Annotated in this window: 20 protein-coding genes, 1 tRNA gene and 2 pseudogenes; 17 read left to right on the top strand and 6 right to left on the bottom strand. The window is 68.2% G+C overall.

Annotation, left to right across the window (positions count from 1 at the left end):
* The first annotated feature begins 140 nt into the window (after window positions 1–140).
* The 9 genes from clpS (at window position 141) to ACZ5ON_RS24645 (ending at window position 6,338) form a co-directional block, all read left to right on the top strand.
* Complete coding sequence (gene clpS, locus ACZ5ON_RS24685; RefSeq protein ID WP_344636277.1) at window positions 141–434, top strand: ATP-dependent Clp protease adapter ClpS; 294 nt, start codon at window positions 141–143, stop codon at window positions 432–434.
* Between the two features lie 215 nt (window positions 435–649).
* Window positions 650–1,222 carry a DUF2017 domain-containing protein gene (locus tag ACZ5ON_RS24680; protein ID WP_465596622.1) on the top strand — a complete coding sequence of 191 codons (573 nt, stop codon included), beginning with the start codon at window positions 650–652 and terminating at the stop codon, window positions 1,220–1,222.
* A 172-nt stretch (window positions 1,223–1,394) separates the two neighbouring features.
* Window positions 1,395–2,837 (top strand): amino acid permease, encoded by a 1,443-nt coding sequence (locus ACZ5ON_RS24675; RefSeq protein ID WP_465596619.1) that lies wholly within the window; start codon window positions 1,395–1,397, stop codon window positions 2,835–2,837.
* Window positions 2,838–2,881: 44 nt separating this feature from the next.
* On the top strand, window positions 2,882–3,304 hold the full coding sequence (locus ACZ5ON_RS24670; RefSeq protein WP_465596616.1) for a M67 family metallopeptidase: 423 nt from the start codon (window positions 2,882–2,884) through the stop codon (window positions 3,302–3,304).
* A gap of 149 nt (window positions 3,305–3,453) precedes the next feature.
* Window positions 3,454–3,594 carry a putative leader peptide gene (locus ACZ5ON_RS24665; RefSeq protein WP_465596613.1) on the top strand — a complete coding sequence of 47 codons (141 nt, stop codon included), beginning with the start codon at window positions 3,454–3,456 and terminating at the stop codon, window positions 3,592–3,594.
* Window positions 3,595–3,682: 88 nt separating this feature from the next.
* On the top strand, window positions 3,683–3,964 hold the full coding sequence (locus ACZ5ON_RS24660) for a MoaD/ThiS family protein (RefSeq protein ID WP_465596610.1): 282 nt from the start codon (window positions 3,683–3,685) through the stop codon (window positions 3,962–3,964).
* A 39-nt stretch (window positions 3,965–4,003) separates the two neighbouring features.
* Complete coding sequence (locus ACZ5ON_RS24655; protein ID WP_465596607.1) at window positions 4,004–4,972, top strand: PLP-dependent cysteine synthase family protein; 969 nt, start codon at window positions 4,004–4,006, stop codon at window positions 4,970–4,972.
* 221 nt (window positions 4,973–5,193) lie between these two features.
* On the top strand, window positions 5,194–5,388 hold the full coding sequence (locus ACZ5ON_RS24650) for a MarR family transcriptional regulator (protein ID WP_465596604.1): 195 nt from the start codon (window positions 5,194–5,196) through the stop codon (window positions 5,386–5,388).
* A gap of 203 nt (window positions 5,389–5,591) precedes the next feature.
* Window positions 5,592–6,338, top strand: coding sequence for an MBL fold metallo-hydrolase (locus ACZ5ON_RS24645; protein WP_465596601.1), 747 nt, complete (start codon window positions 5,592–5,594; stop codon window positions 6,336–6,338).
* 202 nt (window positions 6,339–6,540) lie between these two features.
* Here ACZ5ON_RS24645 and ACZ5ON_RS24640 read toward each other — a convergent pair whose 3' ends face one another.
* Window positions 6,541–7,815, bottom strand: coding sequence for a PTS transporter subunit EIIC (locus ACZ5ON_RS24640; protein WP_465596598.1), 1,275 nt, complete (start codon window positions 7,813–7,815; stop codon window positions 6,541–6,543).
* Window positions 7,816–8,126: 311 nt separating this feature from the next.
* Window positions 8,127–8,267, bottom strand: a pseudogene (locus ACZ5ON_RS24635) (PTS transporter subunit EIIC); the annotation flags it as partial.
* Between the two features lie 430 nt (window positions 8,268–8,697).
* On the opposite strand from ACZ5ON_RS24635, the gene ACZ5ON_RS24630 reads away from it, so the two are divergent.
* The 4 genes from ACZ5ON_RS24630 to rdgB all read left to right on the top strand — a co-directional run bounded on the left by ACZ5ON_RS24630 (window position 8,698) and on the right by rdgB (window position 11,011).
* A complete protein-coding gene (locus ACZ5ON_RS24630; RefSeq protein WP_465596595.1) occupies window positions 8,698–8,931 on the top strand; it encodes a PTS sugar transporter subunit IIB in 234 nt (77 codons plus the stop codon).
* A 95-nt stretch (window positions 8,932–9,026) separates the two neighbouring features.
* Window positions 9,027–9,761, top strand: coding sequence for a ribonuclease PH (gene rph / locus ACZ5ON_RS24625; RefSeq protein ID WP_465596593.1), 735 nt, complete (start codon window positions 9,027–9,029; stop codon window positions 9,759–9,761).
* Window positions 9,762–9,937: 176 nt separating this feature from the next.
* Window positions 9,938–10,327, top strand: a complete 390-nt coding sequence (locus ACZ5ON_RS24620) for a hypothetical protein (protein WP_427394314.1) — start codon at window positions 9,938–9,940, stop codon at window positions 10,325–10,327.
* 75 nt (window positions 10,328–10,402) lie between these two features.
* The gene (rdgB, locus tag ACZ5ON_RS24615; protein WP_465596591.1) at window positions 10,403–11,011 is read left to right on the top strand and encodes an RdgB/HAM1 family non-canonical purine NTP pyrophosphatase; all 609 of its coding nucleotides are present in this window, start codon (window positions 10,403–10,405) and stop codon (window positions 11,009–11,011) included.
* A 69-nt stretch (window positions 11,012–11,080) separates the two neighbouring features.
* Here the strand turns inward: rdgB and ACZ5ON_RS24610 are convergent.
* From ACZ5ON_RS24610 to bcp, 3 genes are all read right to left on the bottom strand, one after another.
* Window positions 11,081–11,165 (bottom strand) — tRNA-Leu (locus ACZ5ON_RS24610).
* 15 nt (window positions 11,166–11,180) lie between these two features.
* Window positions 11,181–12,227, bottom strand: a complete 1,047-nt coding sequence (locus ACZ5ON_RS24605; protein WP_465596588.1) for an HNH endonuclease signature motif containing protein — start codon at window positions 12,225–12,227, stop codon at window positions 11,181–11,183.
* 298 nt (window positions 12,228–12,525) lie between these two features.
* Window positions 12,526–13,002 (bottom strand): thioredoxin-dependent thiol peroxidase, encoded by a 477-nt coding sequence (gene bcp, locus ACZ5ON_RS24600; RefSeq protein ID WP_465596585.1) that lies wholly within the window; start codon window positions 13,000–13,002, stop codon window positions 12,526–12,528.
* A 144-nt stretch (window positions 13,003–13,146) separates the two neighbouring features.
* Between bcp and ACZ5ON_RS24595 the strand changes: the two genes are divergently transcribed.
* From ACZ5ON_RS24595 to ACZ5ON_RS24580, 4 genes are all read left to right on the top strand, one after another.
* A complete protein-coding gene (locus ACZ5ON_RS24595) occupies window positions 13,147–13,491 on the top strand; it encodes a DUF3618 domain-containing protein (RefSeq protein ID WP_465596582.1) in 345 nt (114 codons plus the stop codon).
* A 196-nt stretch (window positions 13,492–13,687) separates the two neighbouring features.
* On the top strand, window positions 13,688–13,990 hold the full coding sequence (locus ACZ5ON_RS24590) for a GroES family chaperonin (RefSeq protein WP_145797298.1): 303 nt from the start codon (window positions 13,688–13,690) through the stop codon (window positions 13,988–13,990).
* 420 nt (window positions 13,991–14,410) lie between these two features.
* Window positions 14,411–15,730 (top strand): hypothetical protein, encoded by a 1,320-nt coding sequence (locus tag ACZ5ON_RS24585; protein ID WP_465596579.1) that lies wholly within the window; start codon window positions 14,411–14,413, stop codon window positions 15,728–15,730.
* A 395-nt stretch (window positions 15,731–16,125) separates the two neighbouring features.
* Entirely contained in the window at window positions 16,126–16,422 is a 297-nt protein-coding gene (locus ACZ5ON_RS24580) for an MTH1187 family thiamine-binding protein (protein WP_465596576.1), read from the top strand.
* Window positions 16,423–16,595: 173 nt separating this feature from the next.
* Here the strand turns inward: ACZ5ON_RS24580 and ACZ5ON_RS24575 are convergent.
* Window positions 16,596–16,811 (bottom strand): annotated as a pseudogene (locus tag ACZ5ON_RS24575) (IS1380 family transposase); the annotation flags it as partial.

Below are 16,811 nucleotides of genomic sequence, written 5' to 3'. Positions count from 1 at the left end.
GATGCTACTACCACTTAGCGTCAAAGTGACGATTTCTGCTCGGGCGGAGTGACTCGGGCGGAGTGACCCGGATTCGCCGGGACCTTCCCCGGATGGAAGCATGAGAGGCGGAAACCGTGTCCTGATGAGGAGTGTCCGCCGTGAGTGTCGCGCCCGTGGAGATCGAGCGCCCGGAGGTAGAAGGCATTCCGGCGGTGGAGCCGGACACCCCTTGGGTGACGATCGTCCACAACGACCCGGTCAACCTGATGAGCTACGTCCAGTACGTCTTCCAGGCCTACTTCGGCTTTCCCAAGGACAAGGCCAGGAAGCTGATGATGGAGGTGCACACCAGGGGCAGGGCGGTGGTCTCCAGTGGCAGCCGCGAGGAGATGGAGCGGGACGTGCAGGCGATGCACGGCTACGGACTGTGGGCAACTCTCCAGCACGACTGACCGCACGCTCCGCCTGTCGAGGCCTGCGGGTCGCAGGGCCTGCCGACGTCGGCGGGCGAAGGGGTGCTCCCGGCCATGGCCGTGAGCACGCCGGAGCGGGGCCCCACGACCCCCGCCCGGTGGCCGGGAGGTGAGTGGGCGTGCGCACCGGACAGGATCGCCCGGAGTCGAACGGGCGGTGACGACATACGACGAAGACGGGCTGATAGGGACTCATGGCTGGGTTGTTCGAGAGTGCCGGCGACGGCGGCGCGGTGATCGTGCTGGACGAGCTGGAGGTGTCCATCCTGCGCTCGCTCGAGGTGCAGATGCTGGAACTGATCGGGCCCGGTCCGGGTGAGGGCGGCGGTGACCCGCTGGCGGCGCTGTTCGCCGAGGGGCCGACCGAGGCGCCCGCCGATCCGGCGCTGGCCCGGCTGTTCCCGGACGCGTACGGCGAGCCGGGGGCGGCGGCCGACCTGGAGACCAGGGCGATGGCCGGCGAGTTCCGCCGGTACACCGAGCCGGACCTGCGGACCCGCAAGCGGGACGACGCACTGAACGTGATCAAGGCGCTGGACGGGCTCGGCGGCGAGGGCGGCACGGTGAAGGTCGAGGCGGCCGACTACCGGCACTGGCTGGGCGCGCTGAACGACCTGCGGCTGACCCTGGGCGCCCGGCTGGAAGTCACCCAGGACGACGAGGACTTCTACGGGCTGCCGGACAGCGATCCGCACAAGCCGCTGGTGATGGCCTACCTCTGGTTGGGCGGCATCCAGGAGTCGCTGCTCGCCGCGATGGCCGACTGAACGTTAACGACCGGTAACCCCCTGTCCACCTTTTGGACAGGGGGTTATCTTATTTCCGGCTAATTATCGCAAAACCGGACATGCCATGCTCAAATAACGCTCAGATGGGCTCGGTGTCCGGGCATACCGTGGTATCTCTCCTTCTTTCCCTCACGAACCAAGGACGGTGGCCATGGCCGATCAGGCGTACGACGAAGTCGTCGATACCGAGCCGGATGAGGAGGGCTACGCCCGCGGGTTGGGCAGCCGCCAGATCCAGATGATCGCCATAGGCGGCGCCATCGGTACCGGCCTCTTCCTCGGCGCGGGCACCGCCATCTCCAAGGCGGGCCCCAGCCTGATCCTGAGCTACGCGGTGGCAGGCCTGGTGATCTTCGCGATCATGCGGGCGCTGGGGGAGCTGCTGACCTACCGTCCGGTCTCCGGCAGCTTCGCCGAGTACGCCCGGGAGTTCCTCGGCCCGTTCGCCGGGTACGTCACCGGCTGGACGTACTGGCTGTTCTGGGTGGTCACCGGCATGGCCGAGACCACCGCCGCCGCCGTCTACGTGAAGTACTGGCAGCCCGCCGTCCCGCAGTGGGTCAGCGCACTGGGCTTCCTGGTGGTCCTCTACGCCGCCAACCTGATCTCGGTGAAGGTCTTCGGGGAGATCGAGTTCTGGTTCTCGATGATCAAGGTGACGGCGATCATTGGCATGATCCTGATCGGTATCGGGGTGCTCACCCTCGGCTTCAGCAAGGCGGGTGACACGGCGTCGGTCACCCACCTGTGGCACGACGGCGGCTTCTTCCCCAAGGGCGTCGGCTCGACCGTGATGACCCTGCAGATCGTCATGTTCGCCTACCTCGGCGTCGAACTGGTCGGCGTCACCGCGGGGGAGAGCGAGAATCCCGAGAAGACCCTGCCCCGGGCGATCAACACGCTGCCCTGGCGGATCGCGCTGTTCTACATCGGCGCGCTGGTCGTCATCCTGGCCCTGGTCCCGTGGACCGAGTTCCAGCCCGGCGTCAGCCCGTTCGTGGCCGCCTTCGGAAAGATCGGGATCCCGGCCGCGGCCGGCATCATCAACTTCGTGGTGCTCACCGCGGCGCTCTCCTCCTGCAACTCCGGCATGTACTCCACCGGCCGGATGCTGCGCGACCTCGCCCTGCGCGGCCAGGCCCCCGCGCGGCTGACCCCGCTCAACTCCCGCAAGACCCCGGCCGCCGCGATCACCGTCTCCTGCGCGCTGATGGGCCTGGGCGTGGTGCTCAACTACGTGACCCCGGCCAACGCGTTCGAGTACATCACCTCGGTCGCGACCGTCTGCGGCGTCTGGACCTGGGCGATGATCCTGATCTGCCAGATCCGCTACCGCCGGGCCTGGAAGAACGGGCACCTGCCGCCGCCCGGCTTCAAGGCGCCCGGCGGTGCGGTGGCCAGCTGGGCCGCGCTGCTCTTCCTGGCCCTGGTCGTCGTGCTGATCGGCTTCGACCCGGACAACCGGATCTCGCTCTACGTCTTCCCGGTCTGGGCGGTGCTGCTGGTGGTCGGCTACCAGGTGCTCAAGCGCACCCGCCCGGAGGCCGTCCACGCCGAGGCGCACGACCACCTGCACGTCGGGTCCGGCAGCTGAGACGGGGCTCAGATCCGGCGAGGGGGCGTGGCTATCCTGACCGCATGCTGACCATCACCCGAGAGCTGCACGACGCGATACTGGCCCACGCCCGCGCCGACCACCCGGACGAGGCCTGCGGCGTGATCGCCGGACCGGCCGGCAGCGACCGCCCCGAGCGCTTCATCCCGATGCTCAACGCGGCCCGCTCGCCCACGTTCTACGAGTTCGACTCCGGTGACCTGCTGAAGCTCTACCGGGAGATGGACGACCGGGACGAGGAGCCGGTGGTGGTCTACCACTCGCACACCGCCACCGAGGCCTACCCCTCGCGCACCGACGTCAGCTACGCCTCCGAGCCGAACGCCCACTACGTCCTGGTCTCCACGGCCGAGGGCAACGGCGAGGGCGACCCCTTCGAGTTCCGCTCGTTCCGCATCGTGGACGGTGTGATCACGGAGGAGGACGTCCAGGTCGTCGACGCCTGACGACCTGCCTCAACAGGGGCCCGTCGCACTGCCCACGGACGGTGCGGCGGGCCCTTCCGTTCGGGGCGCGTCTCAAGTGGAGGAACGGAAACATCCGTATCGCAAGACGGAGATGCCGCTGCGGGGCCGGGAATCTATACGATGAGCCCATGCGTTCCGTCGATGTGAGCAACCAGGCCCCGGGCATCCGCCTCGTGGCGCGCCTGCACATCGACCTGTGCCGGCTCGCCAGTTCGATCTGTCGCTCCGCGGCGGAGCCGCTCACCGACACGACCGCCGACGTCAACTGACCTCGGCACCGAACCGCCGCCCCGCCCCGGGGCCACCTCCCTGCCGCGAGCCCTGCGGCACCCCGACCGACTCCACAGGAGCGCAGCCATGGCCATCGAGGTCCGCATCCCGACCATCCTCCGCACCTACACCGACGGCGCCAAGGCCGTCGAGGGCACCGGCAGCAACCTCGGTGAGCTCTTCGCCGACCTGGACACCCGCCACGCGGGCATCGCCGCACGCCTGCTGGAGGAGACCGGCGAGCTGCGCCGCTTCGTCAACGTCTACCTGAACGACGAGGACGTCCGCTTCCTCAGCGGTGTCACCACGGAGCTCTCCGACGGCGACAGCATCACCATCCTCCCCGCCGTGGCCGGCGGAGCCCGCTGACCTTCCCCGCCCGCCCGACTCACCGCCGCCGGAGGCACCGTGCGCTACGACAGTCCGCTCGAAGCCGTCGGCAACACGCCGCTGGTCCGCCTGCCCAGGCTCTCCGCCGCAATCCCCGGCAACACGGAAGGCCTGGTCAGCCTCTGGGCCAAGCTGGAGGACCGCAACCCGACCGGCTCGATCAAGGACCGCCCGGCCCTGCACATGATCGAGCGGGCCGAGGCGGCCGGCCGGCTCACCCCCGGCTGCACCATCCTGGAGCCCACCAGCGGCAACACCGGGATCTCGCTCGCCATGGCGGCCAGGCTCAAGGGCTACCGCATGGTCTGCGTGATGCCGGAGAACACCAGCGAGGAGCGCCGCGAGCTGCTGCGGATGTGGGGCGCCGAGATCATCTCCTCGCCCGCGGCCGGCGGTTCCAACACCGCCGTGCGGATCGCCAAGGAGATAGCGGCCGAACACCCCGACTGGGTGATGCTCTACCAGTACGGCAACCCGGACAACGCCGGTGCGCACTACGCCACCACCGGCCCCGAGATCCTCGCCGACCTGCCGACCGTCACCCACTTCGTCGCCGGACTCGGCACCACCGGCACGCTGATGGGCGTCGGCCGCTACCTGCGGGAGAAGGTCCCCGGCATCCGGATCGTCGCCGCCGAACCGCGCTACGACGACCTGGTGTACGGGCTGCGCAACCTCGACGAGGGCTTCGTCCCCGAGCTGTACGACGCCGAGGTGCTCTCCACCCGGTTCAGCGTCGGCTCGGCCGATGCGGTGCGCCGCACCCGTGAACTCCTGCAGCAGGAGGGCATCTTCGCGGGCGTCTCCACCGGCGCGATCCTGCACGCCGCGATCGGCGTCGGCCGCAGGGCGGCGCAGGCGGGCGAACAGGCGGACGTGGTCTTCGTGGTCGCCGACGGCGGCTGGAAGTACCTGTCCACCGGCATCTACACCGCCGCCACCACCGAGGAGGCCGTCGAGGCGCTCCAGGGGCAACTCTGGGCCTGATGCCCCGTCAGTCCCGTTGGAGGGCGCGGTACCCGCCGGGTGCCGCGCCCTCTGGTGTGCGGATCCGTGACAATCCGGAAATTGTCCGCATCCGACCTCCGGTCGGTCACGGTACGGTGACGGGGCGCGGGTGGTGCGCCGGAGCGCGCGGGCGGGCCGGGAAGGCTGGTCTCCACCCCCCGAGATCGGCCTCGGAGAACCTCGCCCGAAGGTGGTCCACGATGAGCCCGCGCAGCTGTGAACTGTGGTCCTACGCGGAGATCGCCCGGCACATCAACATCCGGCCCGACAGCGTCCGCAACCTCCGCCGGCACGGCCTGCTCCCCGAACCGGACCTCGTCGACGCGGGCGGCCGTCCGCGCTGGTACCCGGAGGGCATCCGGGCCTGGGCCCGCAACCGGCCGGGCCGTCGCTGAACGAGCGTGTGTGCGACCCGGGTCGAGGGTCTGTGCGGGCGGCGGCGCGGGCCCGGCCCGTTCTGGTGATTCCAGCCACAGCCCGGCACGGGGACGGGGACAGAGTGCCTCCGCGCCCGTACTCTCGACAGGCGAACACAGCGCTACCGGCAGGTAGTGGCAGCGGATGCGGACCATGACCCAGTGGGGCGGAGGGGCTCGGCATGAAACTGACCGTGGTGGGGTGCTCGGGGAGCTTCCCGTCCGTCGACTCGCCCTGCTCCAGCTACCTGGTCGAGGCCGACGGCTACCGCGCCGTCCTGGATCTCGGCAACGGCGCCCTCGGTGCCCTGCAGAACTACTGCGGACTGTACGAGGTCGACGCGGTCCTGCTCACCCATCTGCACGCGGACCACTGCATCGACCTGTGCGCGTACTGGGTCGCCCGCAACTACCGGGCGGAGGGGTGCCCCGCCGCCATCCCGGTGTACGGCCCGCACGGTACCGCCGAGCGGCTCGCCCGGGCGTACGACATGCCCGAGGAGCCGGGGATGAAGGAGGTCTTCGACTTCCACACCCTGAACTCGGGCAGTTTCCAGCTGGGCCCGCTGAGGGTCACCGCCGTACCCGTGAACCACCCGGTCGAGGCGTACGCCTTCCGGATCGAGCACAACGGCCGCAGCCTGGTCTACTCGGGCGACACCGGGGAGAGCCCCGAACTGGTCGAACTCGCCCGAGGGGCCGACCTCTTCCTCTGCGAGGCCGCGTTCACCCACGGCAAGGAGGAGATCGAGGCCGTCCACCTCAACGGCCGCCAGGCCGGCGAGCACGCCGCGGCCGCCGGGGTGGGACGCCTGGTGCTCACCCACATCCCGCCCTGGACGGACGCCGAGGGCAACCGGAGGGACGCGGCCAAGGAGTACCACGGCCCGATCGAACTGGCCCACGCCGGCGCGGCGTACGAGGTCTGAGCCCCCGCCGGTGCGGGGCTGTTACTCTCGCCCGCTCGCCTCCGGGCCCTCTGACCCGGCGCCGACGCTCTTCGCTCTGGCACTCCCTCGTTCCTCGGTCGCTTGTCGCTCATCGCTTTCTGCACCGGTGGGCCGCCCCCAGCCTCCGGCCGGGGGGACCCCCTCGGCTCGGGGCTGTTGCTCGCCCGCTCGCCTCCGGGCGTCAGGCCTTGGTGACGTCCTCGATCTCCTCCTCGGGCTCGCGGCCCGGGGTGGGGAGGTTGAACTTGGTGATCGCGAAGCGGAACAGCACGTAGTACAGCGCCGCGAAGACCAGGCCGATCGGGATGATCAGCCAGGGCTCGGTGGCCTTGCTCCAGGACAGGCCGTAGTCGATCAGGCCGCCGGAGAAGGTGAACCCGTCGTGGACGCCCAGCGCCCAGGTGATGCCCATCGACAGGGCGGTCAGCACGGCGTGGATCGCGTACAGGACCGGGGCGATGAACATGAAGGAGAACTCGATCGGCTCGGTGACGCCGGTGGCGAACGAGGTCAGCGCGAGCGAGATCATCATGCCCAGTACGGCAGGTCGGCGCTCGGGACGGGCGCAGTGCGCGATGGCGATGGCGGCGGCCGGGAGCGCGAACATCATGATCGGGTAGAAGCCCGACATGAACTGTCCGGCGCTCGGGTCGCCGGCGAAGAAGCGGGTCAGGTCGCCGTGGACGACGGTGCCGTCCGCCTTGGTGTAGTCACCGGCCTGGAACCAGGCGTAGGAGTTGACGAACTGGTGCATGCCGACCGGGATCAGGGCGCGGTTGATCAGGCCGAACGCACCGGCGCCGAAGGCCCCGGCACCGATCAGGGTGTTGTTCATGCTCCCGATGGCGTCGCCGACCGGCCCCCAGCAGAGGGCGAAGAGCACACCGACGGCGGTGCCGACGAAGGACATGATGATCGGGACCAGTCGGCGGCCGTTGAAGAAGCCGAGCCAGTCGACCAGCCTGACGCGGTGGCACCGTTGCCAGATGACCGCGCTGAGCAGGCCGATGACGATACCGCCGAGCACACCGGGGTTCTGGTAGGTCGCGGCGACCCACTTGCCGCCTGCGATGTGGCCTTCGGTGATCGGGAAGGCGGTCAGCACGTTCTTGTAGGTCAGGAAGCCGACCAGGGCGGCGAGCGCGGTGGAGCCGTCCGCCTTCTTGGCGAAGCCGATCGCGATGCCCACGGCGAACAGCAGCGGGAGGTTGTCGAAGACGGCACCGCCGGCGGTGGAGAACACCGCGGCGACCTTGTTCCAGCCGAGGCCGTCCTTGCCGAAGACGTCATCCTGGCCCAGCCGCAGCAGCAGGCCGGCTGCGGGCAGGACAGCGATGGGGAGCTGGAGGCTGCGCCCCATCTTCTGCAGGCCCTGCAGCAGGTTCTGGCCGAACTGCTTGGCGGGGGAGGGGGCCGGTGCCGCGGCGGGCGACGATGCCTGCGCAGTCGTACTCATGGGGGATGGTTCCTAACGACAGGGCGGATCGGACAGGGGGACGTCCATTGGGGACCGAACCGCGAACTGGTCTACACCACTAGTGGTGTAGACCAGCTTTGTAGCACGTGCGGACGAGGGGGGAAAGGGTCGAAAGCCGCACCGCTGGGAAGCGCTATGAAATCGAAACCTTGTTGCGGATTAATGATCGCGACCACCCGGGACGGCCGTGATTTTGGAGAGTCGCGCAACAAAAGCGGCGCCCCCGGTCGAACGATTCGGGCCGGGAATTTCCCCGACCGCTTCCCGGGGCCGGTCGGTCCGAGTTCCGCTCAGGCCTTGGTGACGTCCTCGACGTCTGCCTCGCCCTCGCGTCCCGGGGTCTTCAGGTCGAACCCGACGATGACGAGGCGGAATGCCGCGTAGTACGCGACCGCGAAGCAGAGCCCGATCGGGATGATCGGCCAAGGCCTGAGTCCAGCAGCGCACCGCCGGCCGCGGCGACGTCTTCGGCCGGTCCGGTCTGGACTGGGAGAACGTCGCCAAGGCCTGGAGCGGTGGCGGTCGCGGAACCCTGGGGTCCGGTCCCGCGTTGTGCGAAGTGCACCTAAGATTGGTGTAGACCACTATCAACGGGGTCGACGCGCCGGGCCGCAGGCCCCACTGATCGTTCATTCTTGGATGAAGATCAGTACCGTGCGCGCCGGAGTGCTCCATAAGTGGCCTGACATGGCACACCGGACAGTCCCGGGTGATGCTGGTCGCGCTGCCTCACGGCGCAACACAGCTGAGCCCGCATCAACTCCGGCAGCCACCCGCCCCGGCCCCCGCCGGGAAACCCCAGCACCGAGCAGGACGGCACCCGGCAGAGCAGCCGACGCGCCGAGACAGAGGGAGAAAGACATGGCCAGCAAGGCTGAGAAGATCGTCGCCGGCCTCGGCGGGATCGACAACATCGAAGAGGTCGAGGGCTGCATCACCCGCCTGCGCACCGAGGTCGTCAACCCCGAGCTCGTCGACGAAGCCGCGCTCAAGGCCGCCGGCGCCCACGGCGTCGTGAAGATGGGCACCGCGATCCAGGTCGTCGTCGGCACCGACGCCGACCCGATCGCCGGCGAGATCGAAGACATGATGTAACCCGGCTCACCGGCTCCAGCCACAAGGCCCGCCGCCCCCACGGCGGGCCTTCGCACGTTCTTCGCACAGACCGGGAACGACTACGCTCGGAGGCTATGTCACGCATCGACGGCCGCACCCCCGACCAGCTCCGCCCCATCACCATCGAACGAGGCTGGAGCAAGCACGCCGAAGGCTCCGTCCTCATCACCTACGGCGACACCAAAGTGCTCTGCACCGCCAGCGTCACCGAAGGCGTCCCCCGCTGGCGCAAGGGCAGCGGCGAAGGCTGGGTCACCGCCGAGTACTCCATGCTCCCCCGCGCCACCAACACCCGCGGCGACCGCGAATCCGTCCGCGGCAAGATCGGCGGCCGCACCCACGAAATCAGCCGCCTGATCGGCCGCTCGCTGCGCGCCGTCGTCGACCACCGCGCCCTCGCCGAGAACACCATCGTCCTCGACTGCGACGTCCTCCAGGCCGACGGCGGCACCCGCACCGCCGCCATCACCGGCGCCTACGTCGCCCTCGTCGACGCCGTCTCCTGGGCCCGCGACCGCAAGCTCCTGCGCGCCAAGAGCCAACCCATCACCGGCGGCGTCTCCGCCGTCAGCGTCGGCATCGTCGGCGGCATCCCCATGCTCGACCTCCAGTACGAGGAAGACGTCCGCGCCGAGACCGACATGAACATCGTCTGCACCGCCGACGGCCGCTTCGTCGAAGTCCAGGGCACCGCCGAAGGCGCCCCCTTCGACCGAGACCTCCTCAACCAGCTCCTCGACCTCGGCACCCTCGGCTGCGCCGAACTCGACCAGATCCAGCGCAAGGCCCTGGAGACCCTGGAGAGCTGATCCACCGGCAGAACCGCCACGGGTTCCGGGAACCGCCGCCGTACCGGCCCACGCTGTACAGGCCCACCCGGAACCCGTAGCGTTCCGCACAGTGATCCGGACCCGGGAACCGGCCGCACCCCGCCGACCGTCCTCCCCTACCGGACCGACCCAGCGCCACCACCGGAGGACCAGCGATGCAGCACAGCATCAACCGCTCCACCACCCTCGCCGCAGCCGCACTCATCCTCCTCCTGCCACTCAGCGCCATCAGCTGCTCCGCAGCCCAGAAAGCACTCGACTGCGGCAACACCGCTGTGAAGATCACCAGCGACGTCGCCGACGCGGGCAGCGCCTACAACAACGCCGACAAGGACCCGCAGGCCGCCGGCAAGGCCCTGCAGAAGCTCAAGCAGGACCTCGACCAGATCGGCCGCAACTCCAGCGACACCGACCTCGCCAAGGCCGTCGACGACCTCCGCACCCAGGCCGACAAGGCCCAGCAGGCCATCGACAACAAGCAGACACCCGACCTCAAACCGCTCGGCGACGCAGCCGCCCAGCTCACCAAGGTCTGCACCAAGTAAGACCGACCTTTGCCCCCGGCCACACGGCGACCAGAGCGAACGGGCAGGCCAGACCAGGTCAGTAGGGTGGACGGCATGACTACCCGACGCCTCGTCCTCGCCACCCGAAACCAGCACAAGGTCGCCGAACTGCACGCCATCCTCGGCGACGCCGGCCTGGACGTCGAACTCGTCGGCGCCGACGCCTACCCCGAGATCCCCGACGTACCCGAAACCGGCACCACCTTCGCCGAGAACGCCCTCCTCAAGGCACGCGCCCTCGCCCAGGCCACCGGACTGCCCGCCGTCGCCGACGACTCCGGCCTCTGCGTGGACATCCTCAACGGCGCCCCCGGCATCTTCTCCGCCCGCTGGGCCGGAAAGCACGGCGACGACCGCGCCAACCTGGAACTGCTGCTCGCCCAGCTCTCCGACATCACCGACCCGCACCGCGGCGCCCACTTCGCCTGCGCCGCCGCACTCGCCCTCCCCGACGGCACCGAGCGCGTGGTCGAAGGACGGCTGCTCGGCACGCTGCGCACCGCCCCGGCCGGCGACGGCGGCTTCGGCTACGACCCGATCCTCCAGCCCCTCGGCGGGACCCGCACCTGCGCGGAGCTCACCGCCGAGGAGAAGAACGCCATCAGTCACCGCGGCCAGGCCTTCCGGGCGCTGGCGCCGGTGGTCCGCGAGCTGCTGGGCTGACGGGGCGTCGACACGTCGAAGGCCCACCCCCGAGATCACTCGGGGGTGGGCCTTCGATTCTAAGGTTTGTACGGCCGGAGGGATTCGAACCCTCATGGGGAATACCCCACTGGGACCTAAACCCAGCGCGTCTAACCAGCTCCGCCACGGCCGCCCGTGCTGCTGACCATCATGCTACTTGGCTCGCAGAACGGATGGCACCTCCATTCCCCTGGAATCGGACCTTGCCCCGGTTTCCGCCGCACCAGGTCTCCGTGCGGGCATGGCAGTTGGGGCAGAGAAAACGGAGGTTCTCCGGGCGGTTGTCGAGCCAGTCGCCGTTGACGTGATCGATCTGGAGCGTGATCGGCCCGCCCATCCACTTGCCGGGATTGCCACAGGAGTTGCACCTGTAGGGCATGCCGATCGATTCCATCGCTCGCCGTAGCCGGGGATGGTTGAGCCGGGTGGACCCGGGTGGCAGCAACCGGAGGACGTTGCTGGGCTGCCGCTGTGTCGGAATCCGGGGCGGAAGGTCGGTCGACCGCCGGGTGAAGTGGGAGGTGTCCAGCCCCAGTTTGTGTACGTGAGTGCGGACTTTGCGATGGTTCGCAGGGTTCGTGACGAGCCCGAACCGGCGCATGACCTGCGCGAAACTGGTGGATTCGGCGACAGCCGTGCGCAGCGTCGCCTCGTCGAAGTTTGCGCTGGTGCGGAGTGAGAAATGAGCGGTGTCGAGCTTCAGTTGCGCGATCGCCTGGCCGAGTAGGCGACGAGTGGCGCTGTCCTCGTTGGCAACCCCGAGCAGCCTTGCCACTTCACGCACGCTGCGTGCTGTGCGGACCGCCTGCTCGATCTCTTCTTGGGTGAATGGGAGATCGGTGCTGGCGATTCGGTTCATCTGTGGGAAGTGGCTGACGTCGATGCCCGCCCGGGCAATGCGCCGCCGCAGGTGGGAGAGGGTTCCACTGGCCGGGACGGCGCCCAGCTTCTGCGCGGTCTCGCGCAGGTTGGTCGACTCGGCCACTGCGGTGGCGATAGCCGAGTCGGAGTACTTCAACCAGGGGCTGGCCTGCTTGAAGTGGTTGGTGTCGAGATCGAGCGCCTTGACGACCTTTTGCAGCTGCTTTCGCCTGCCGCCGCTGATCTCGACGCCGAGGTTGCGCATCAGGTCGTTCCAGTTCCGCGAACGCGCGACCTGGGTAGCAAGGTTGGTCGGCTCGTAGGTGTTATTCATCGGGTGCCTCCGTGAGTGGATTGGGCGCCCGTCCCCCGCACGTACAAACGAGCGGCGGGCGAACGGGTCACGGGTGTCCCGAGGTTGGAGTGGTGAGAGGCAGCGCGGGTACGCGACAACAGCCCGCCTGGCGGTCGCTGGTGCCGGGTGCCTCGGTGGACATCGCCAGGTGGCGACTTCGGGGGTGCGGGTACGTGTGAGGGGAACCGTGTGCCGCCGTACCGCTCCCCGTAGCCCTGAGCCGCTGCCCGGCCGGACTGCGCTCCCGCGCCGCCCGGCCGTGCGGCGCGCAGCCCGGTCAGGCCGCGGCGATCTTCAGGTCGCGGAGCAGCTTGGCGACGTGGCCGGTGGCCTTGACGTTGTACAGGGCGTGTTCGACCTTGCCCTGTTCGTCGACGATCACGGTGGAGCGGATCACGCCGACCACGGTCCTGCCGTACATCTGCTTCTCGCCGAACGCGCCGTAGGTCTCCAGCACCGACTTGTCCGGGTCGGAGAGCAGGGTGACCTTGAGGTCCTCGGCCTCGCGGAACTTGCCGAGCTTCTCCGGCTTGTCGGGCGAGATGCCGATGACGTCGTAGCCGGCGCCCGCGAAGACCTCCAGGTTGTCGGTGAAGTCGCAGGCCTGCTTGGTGCAGCCGGGGGTGAGAGCGGCGGGGTAGAAGTAGACGATCACCTTGCGGCCGAGGTGGTCGGCGAGGGACACCTGCTTGCCGTCGGCGTCGGGCAGGGTGAAGGCGGGGGCGGTGTCGCCGGCCTTGAGGCGCTCGCTCACGATGGGGATCTCCTCGTGGATGGACTGGTGGTCGTACCACGGTCAACTTACCTTCCGATGGTGGGTGGGCCGCGCGGATGGCGGGGGCAGCTGACAGACTGGCCTTGACGGACAGGACGAGTGATCAGATGAGGGGTGGCCCGAGTGGGCAAGGCCGGCACTGAGGGCAAGGCGGCGCGGACGACCGCCCAGATCGAGGCCGACATCGAGCGGACCCGCAAGCAGCTCGCGGTGAACCTTGATGAGCTCGCGATGCGTGTTCACCCGAGCACGGTGGCCGCGCAGACCAAGGCGAAGATGCTGGCCTCGGTCGAGCAGAAGGCCGGTCGCGCGTATGTGGCGGCGAGCGGTGCCGTGGAGCAGCTGAAGGCGCACTTCACGGACGCGAACGGCCGTCCGCGGCAGGAGCGGATCGTGCCGGCCGCGCTGGTGGGTGCCGGGGTGCTGCTGCTGATCGCCTCCGCGCGCAGCAGGCGCAGGCAGGGCTGAACCCCGGTTCCGGGGTCGGCGTGACCGAGGGGGCCGGAGGTTCCGGCCCCTTCTCGTTGCCCGCTCGCTCACCGGGTCAGCGTCACGGCCGCGCCACGCGCCGGGTACCGTCGGGGGCGTGAGCACGAATGCAGAGCAGAACCAGCAGTACGAGGAGCCCCGTCACGACCGGCTGGGCGAGAAGCTGCCGATCAAGATGTTGCACGACCGGGTGCTGGTGAAGACCGAGGCGGGCGAGGGCGAACGCCGTTCGACCGGTGGAATCCTCATCCCGGCGACCGCCGAGCTGAGCAAGCGGTGCGCGTGGGCGGAGGCCGTCGCCGTCGGCCAGAGCGTCCGCTCCGTGGAGCCCGGTGACCGGGTGCTCTACGACCCGGAGGACAAGCTGGAGGTCGAGGTGCGCGGTGCCACCTACGTGCTGCTGCGCGAGCGCGACCTGCACGCGGTCGCGGCCACCCGTTTCGGCGACACGGAGGGCTCGACCGGCCTCTACCTGTGATCGGTCGGCAGCTTGCTCGGGCCCTTCCCCGCTGACCGGGGGAGGGCCCGAGCTCGCTATGGCTCGGTCAGCAACGTGAGGTGGGCGGCGGCGCTTCGGGACAGACTGTCGAGGACGGCCTTGCCCTCGGCGGCCGTGTCAGCGGGGGCTGTCCGATGATCCCGTTCTTGGTTCCGTAATACAAAGCAAGATCATCTGGAGTGACTCGCATGCTCCACCTCCAGGCGGGCAGCTGGGCTTCGAGCGTATTCGGGTCCGCGCCTGTCGTGTGCACCAGGCGGGCGGTCGCGTCGGAGCTTCCGGGAATCTGCGGTGAGGCACGGCGCAGCAAGCTTTGGATTCTCGTTGATGCAGGGCGGTGTAACGCTCGTTTGCCTCGCCCTGGTGGTGGGGGCCTGAACGACCTGCCTGACTGATGTCATGACTGCTCAGAGTTCTTCGCCGAACCCTATGCCGGAAGAGGGGCAGAGGACTGAAGGCGCAAAGCGTGCCCCTTGGTTCGAGCCGACATTAATGATCTTGGGTCTGGTGGCCAATGGCGGCTTGCTCAGTTGGCTCGGGTTCGAGGTCGTGAGCGGAGCGCTGACCTACGCTGGCCGCCTGAGCGGCTTCATCGCGCTTGCCGTGGCCCTGGTCTCATTCATGGCCGCAGTTGCGGTTCCGGACTACTGGAAAAATAAAAACGTCAAAATTTCCGGAATCGTCGTCCTGCTCGGCGTCCTGATCGTGCTGGCCGTCAACTTGATGCTTTTGGCCGTGCAGATCCAGGGGCGCGAGTACACGCCCTACGTGTTTGCCTGGATCGGCCTGGCGTCCTGGTCGGCCTGGGCTTTATGGATGCTGTTGTGTCGGAAGAAGGTATGGAAGGATGTCAGGGCTCCGCGCACGTTTGCGATCGGGGTTTTGGTTACGGCACTTATCGCGGTCGGGAACTTTTCTTACGTGGAGATCTATGAGCCTTACGCCGAGCCTGTTCTCCTTTCCGTCAGTGCCGATTTCGAACAGCTGGCAGCGAATTCAGCTACTGGTGGGACACAAGTCCCGTTGCGGCTGACCGTGAAGAATAGCGGGAAGGTTGGCATTTATATCATCGAAAGCGTTTTTTTGGTGGAAGGGGAGACATTTAGCCCGTCCCCGAAGGCGAGGCTCGGGCCTGAATGGCTGAAGGACTTCGAGGACGGCGGGCAGGATCTCCTGCAAAATTTTCAGGACCACAAGCTCTTTTTGATCGATTCAGGACGAGTCGTTGAGGGCGGCCAAGGTGATACCTGGCTCGAGCCCGGGCAGAACTGGGTCACCCGGAAAATTATCCAGCTTCCGGCGCATCACAACTATCAGGACCTGCTGGCTGGCGCGGAGTTACTAACGCTCAGGATGGATCGTGTGACAATTGAGCAGGCTCGGCAGACGGTTTCGTGGGATGTGAATTCCCTTGAGCATCGAAGGAGCGCGCCAGCATGGGTGGCTGCGCCTGAGAGAAATTTCGTAAGGCGCGATATTTACTTTCGAGAAAGTAACTCTCTGTTGGCGTCCACAAGAAAGCCCAGGCATGCCACTACGTGGTTCGTTATGCCTGATCCGCGGGTTGGTCCCACAATCCAGGCAACCATTGCTGCGGAAGGGGAGGAGGGTAAGGCCTTGGGTGGTAGTCGGCAAAGTATTATGCGCACTCGATACGGCTTGTCAAGTGTGGGTAGCGGGTATACTCGGTTGCCGGTAGGGGCGGCCAAGAATCCGTGAAGACCGTTCTGTTGGCGGATTGTTCGCCCTGCCCCTCGATCGGGTGTGCGACGGGCTGTATTTGCTTGTCATTCGCGATGGCGGGCAGGTGTGAATCGAACTACATGCGCCGACGGGTCTATGGTTCACATGGGCGCTGTGCGAGCGCGACCTGCACGCGGTCGCGGCCACCCGTTTCGGCGACACGGAGGGCTCGACCGGCCTCTACCTGTGATCGGTCGGCAGCTTGCTCTGGCCCTTCCCCGCTGACCGGGGGAGGGCCCGATCTGCTGCCGACTGCGGCCCGGCCGGAGTGCGGGGGCGGCTGTCGTGGACGGCTCTTCCGGGGCCTGAGTCGTACGGTCGACCGGTGCCGTGCGGTCGGTGTGCGGCCCGGACTGCGAGGAGGAACGATCGTGATCGTCGCATTCAGCGTCACGCCGTTGGGCATCGGGGAGGACGTCGGGGAGGCGGTCGCCGCGGCGGTCAGGGTGGTGCGGGAGAGCGGTCTGCCGAACCGGACCGATGCCATGTTCACCAGCATCGAGGGGGAGTGGGACGAGGTGATGGGCGTGGTCAAGCGGGCGGTGGACGCCGTGCGCGAGAGGTCGAACCGGGTCAGCGTGGTTCTCAAGGCGGACATCCGCGAGGGTGTGACGGATGGTTTGACGTCCAAGGTCGAGAGCCTGGAGCGGTATCTGAGTGACAGTTAGCCTCGATTCGTCAGCGGGGTTTGGTCGCTGAGAGGCTCGGCGGTTCGCCCGTTATGTCCCCAGGCAGTTCGGGGTGGGCCGTCGCGTGACGCTGCGGGGTGCGCCGGGTTCCACGGACCCGGAGTGCTGCCGTTCTCCTCCTTCCTGGTCCTTATCGAATGGGTGTCGGGCCGTCAGGTGACGGCCGCGATGGCGGTGAGCCGGTGCCAGCAGGTGGTGAACGCGGTGGCCCAGGGCCAGGTCGCGTCGATCCGCAGCCAGCGACGGCGGGCGTGGTCGGCGAGACGGGCGGGTAGGTGGTAGAGGCGGAAGCGCATGGTGTCCGGCTCCGCGTCGGCCAGGCCGTCGACGTCGTGCAGGGCCAGCAGCCGCACCCAGGCGTCGAGGTC

Source organism: Kitasatospora sp. NPDC032150 (assembly GCF_055579945.1).
Note: the sequence above shows the minus strand (reverse complement) of the source record. Positions and strands in the feature narration are given on the sequence as shown.

Bases quoted from the DNA above. Each gene is read 5' to 3' on its own strand.
- ACZ5ON_RS24665 (WP_465596613.1), top strand. From the start codon at position 3,454: ATGCGTTCCGTCGATGTGAGCAACCAGGCCCCGGGCATCCGCCTCGTG.
- ACZ5ON_RS24590 (WP_145797298.1), top strand. From the start codon at position 13,688: ATGTTGCACGACCGGGTGCTGGTGAAGACCGAGGCGGGCGAGGGCGAA.
- ACZ5ON_RS24645 (WP_465596601.1), top strand. From the start codon at position 5,592: ATGAAACTGACCGTGGTGGGGTGCTCGGGGAGCTTCCCGTCCGTCGAC.
- ACZ5ON_RS24620 (WP_427394314.1), top strand. From the start codon at position 9,938: ATGCAGCACAGCATCAACCGCTCCACCACCCTCGCCGCAGCCGCACTC.
- rdgB (WP_465596591.1), top strand. From the start codon at position 10,403: ATGACTACCCGACGCCTCGTCCTCGCCACCCGAAACCAGCACAAGGTC.
- ACZ5ON_RS24680 (WP_465596622.1), top strand. From the start codon at position 650: ATGGCTGGGTTGTTCGAGAGTGCCGGCGACGGCGGCGCGGTGATCGTG.
- ACZ5ON_RS24585 (WP_465596579.1), top strand. From the start codon at position 14,411: ATGACTGCTCAGAGTTCTTCGCCGAACCCTATGCCGGAAGAGGGGCAG.
- ACZ5ON_RS24650 (WP_465596604.1), top strand. From the start codon at position 5,194: ATGAGCCCGCGCAGCTGTGAACTGTGGTCCTACGCGGAGATCGCCCGG.
- rph (WP_465596593.1), top strand. From the start codon at position 9,027: ATGTCACGCATCGACGGCCGCACCCCCGACCAGCTCCGCCCCATCACC.
- ACZ5ON_RS24670 (WP_465596616.1), top strand. From the start codon at position 2,882: ATGCTGACCATCACCCGAGAGCTGCACGACGCGATACTGGCCCACGCC.
- ACZ5ON_RS24675 (WP_465596619.1), top strand. From the start codon at position 1,395: ATGGCCGATCAGGCGTACGACGAAGTCGTCGATACCGAGCCGGATGAG.
- ACZ5ON_RS24660 (WP_465596610.1), top strand. From the start codon at position 3,683: ATGGCCATCGAGGTCCGCATCCCGACCATCCTCCGCACCTACACCGAC.
- ACZ5ON_RS24640 (WP_465596598.1), bottom strand. From the start codon at position 7,815: ATGAGTACGACTGCGCAGGCATCGTCGCCCGCCGCGGCACCGGCCCCC.
- ACZ5ON_RS24630 (WP_465596595.1), top strand. From the start codon at position 8,698: ATGGCCAGCAAGGCTGAGAAGATCGTCGCCGGCCTCGGCGGGATCGAC.
- ACZ5ON_RS24605 (WP_465596588.1), bottom strand. From the start codon at position 12,227: ATGAATAACACCTACGAGCCGACCAACCTTGCTACCCAGGTCGCGCGT.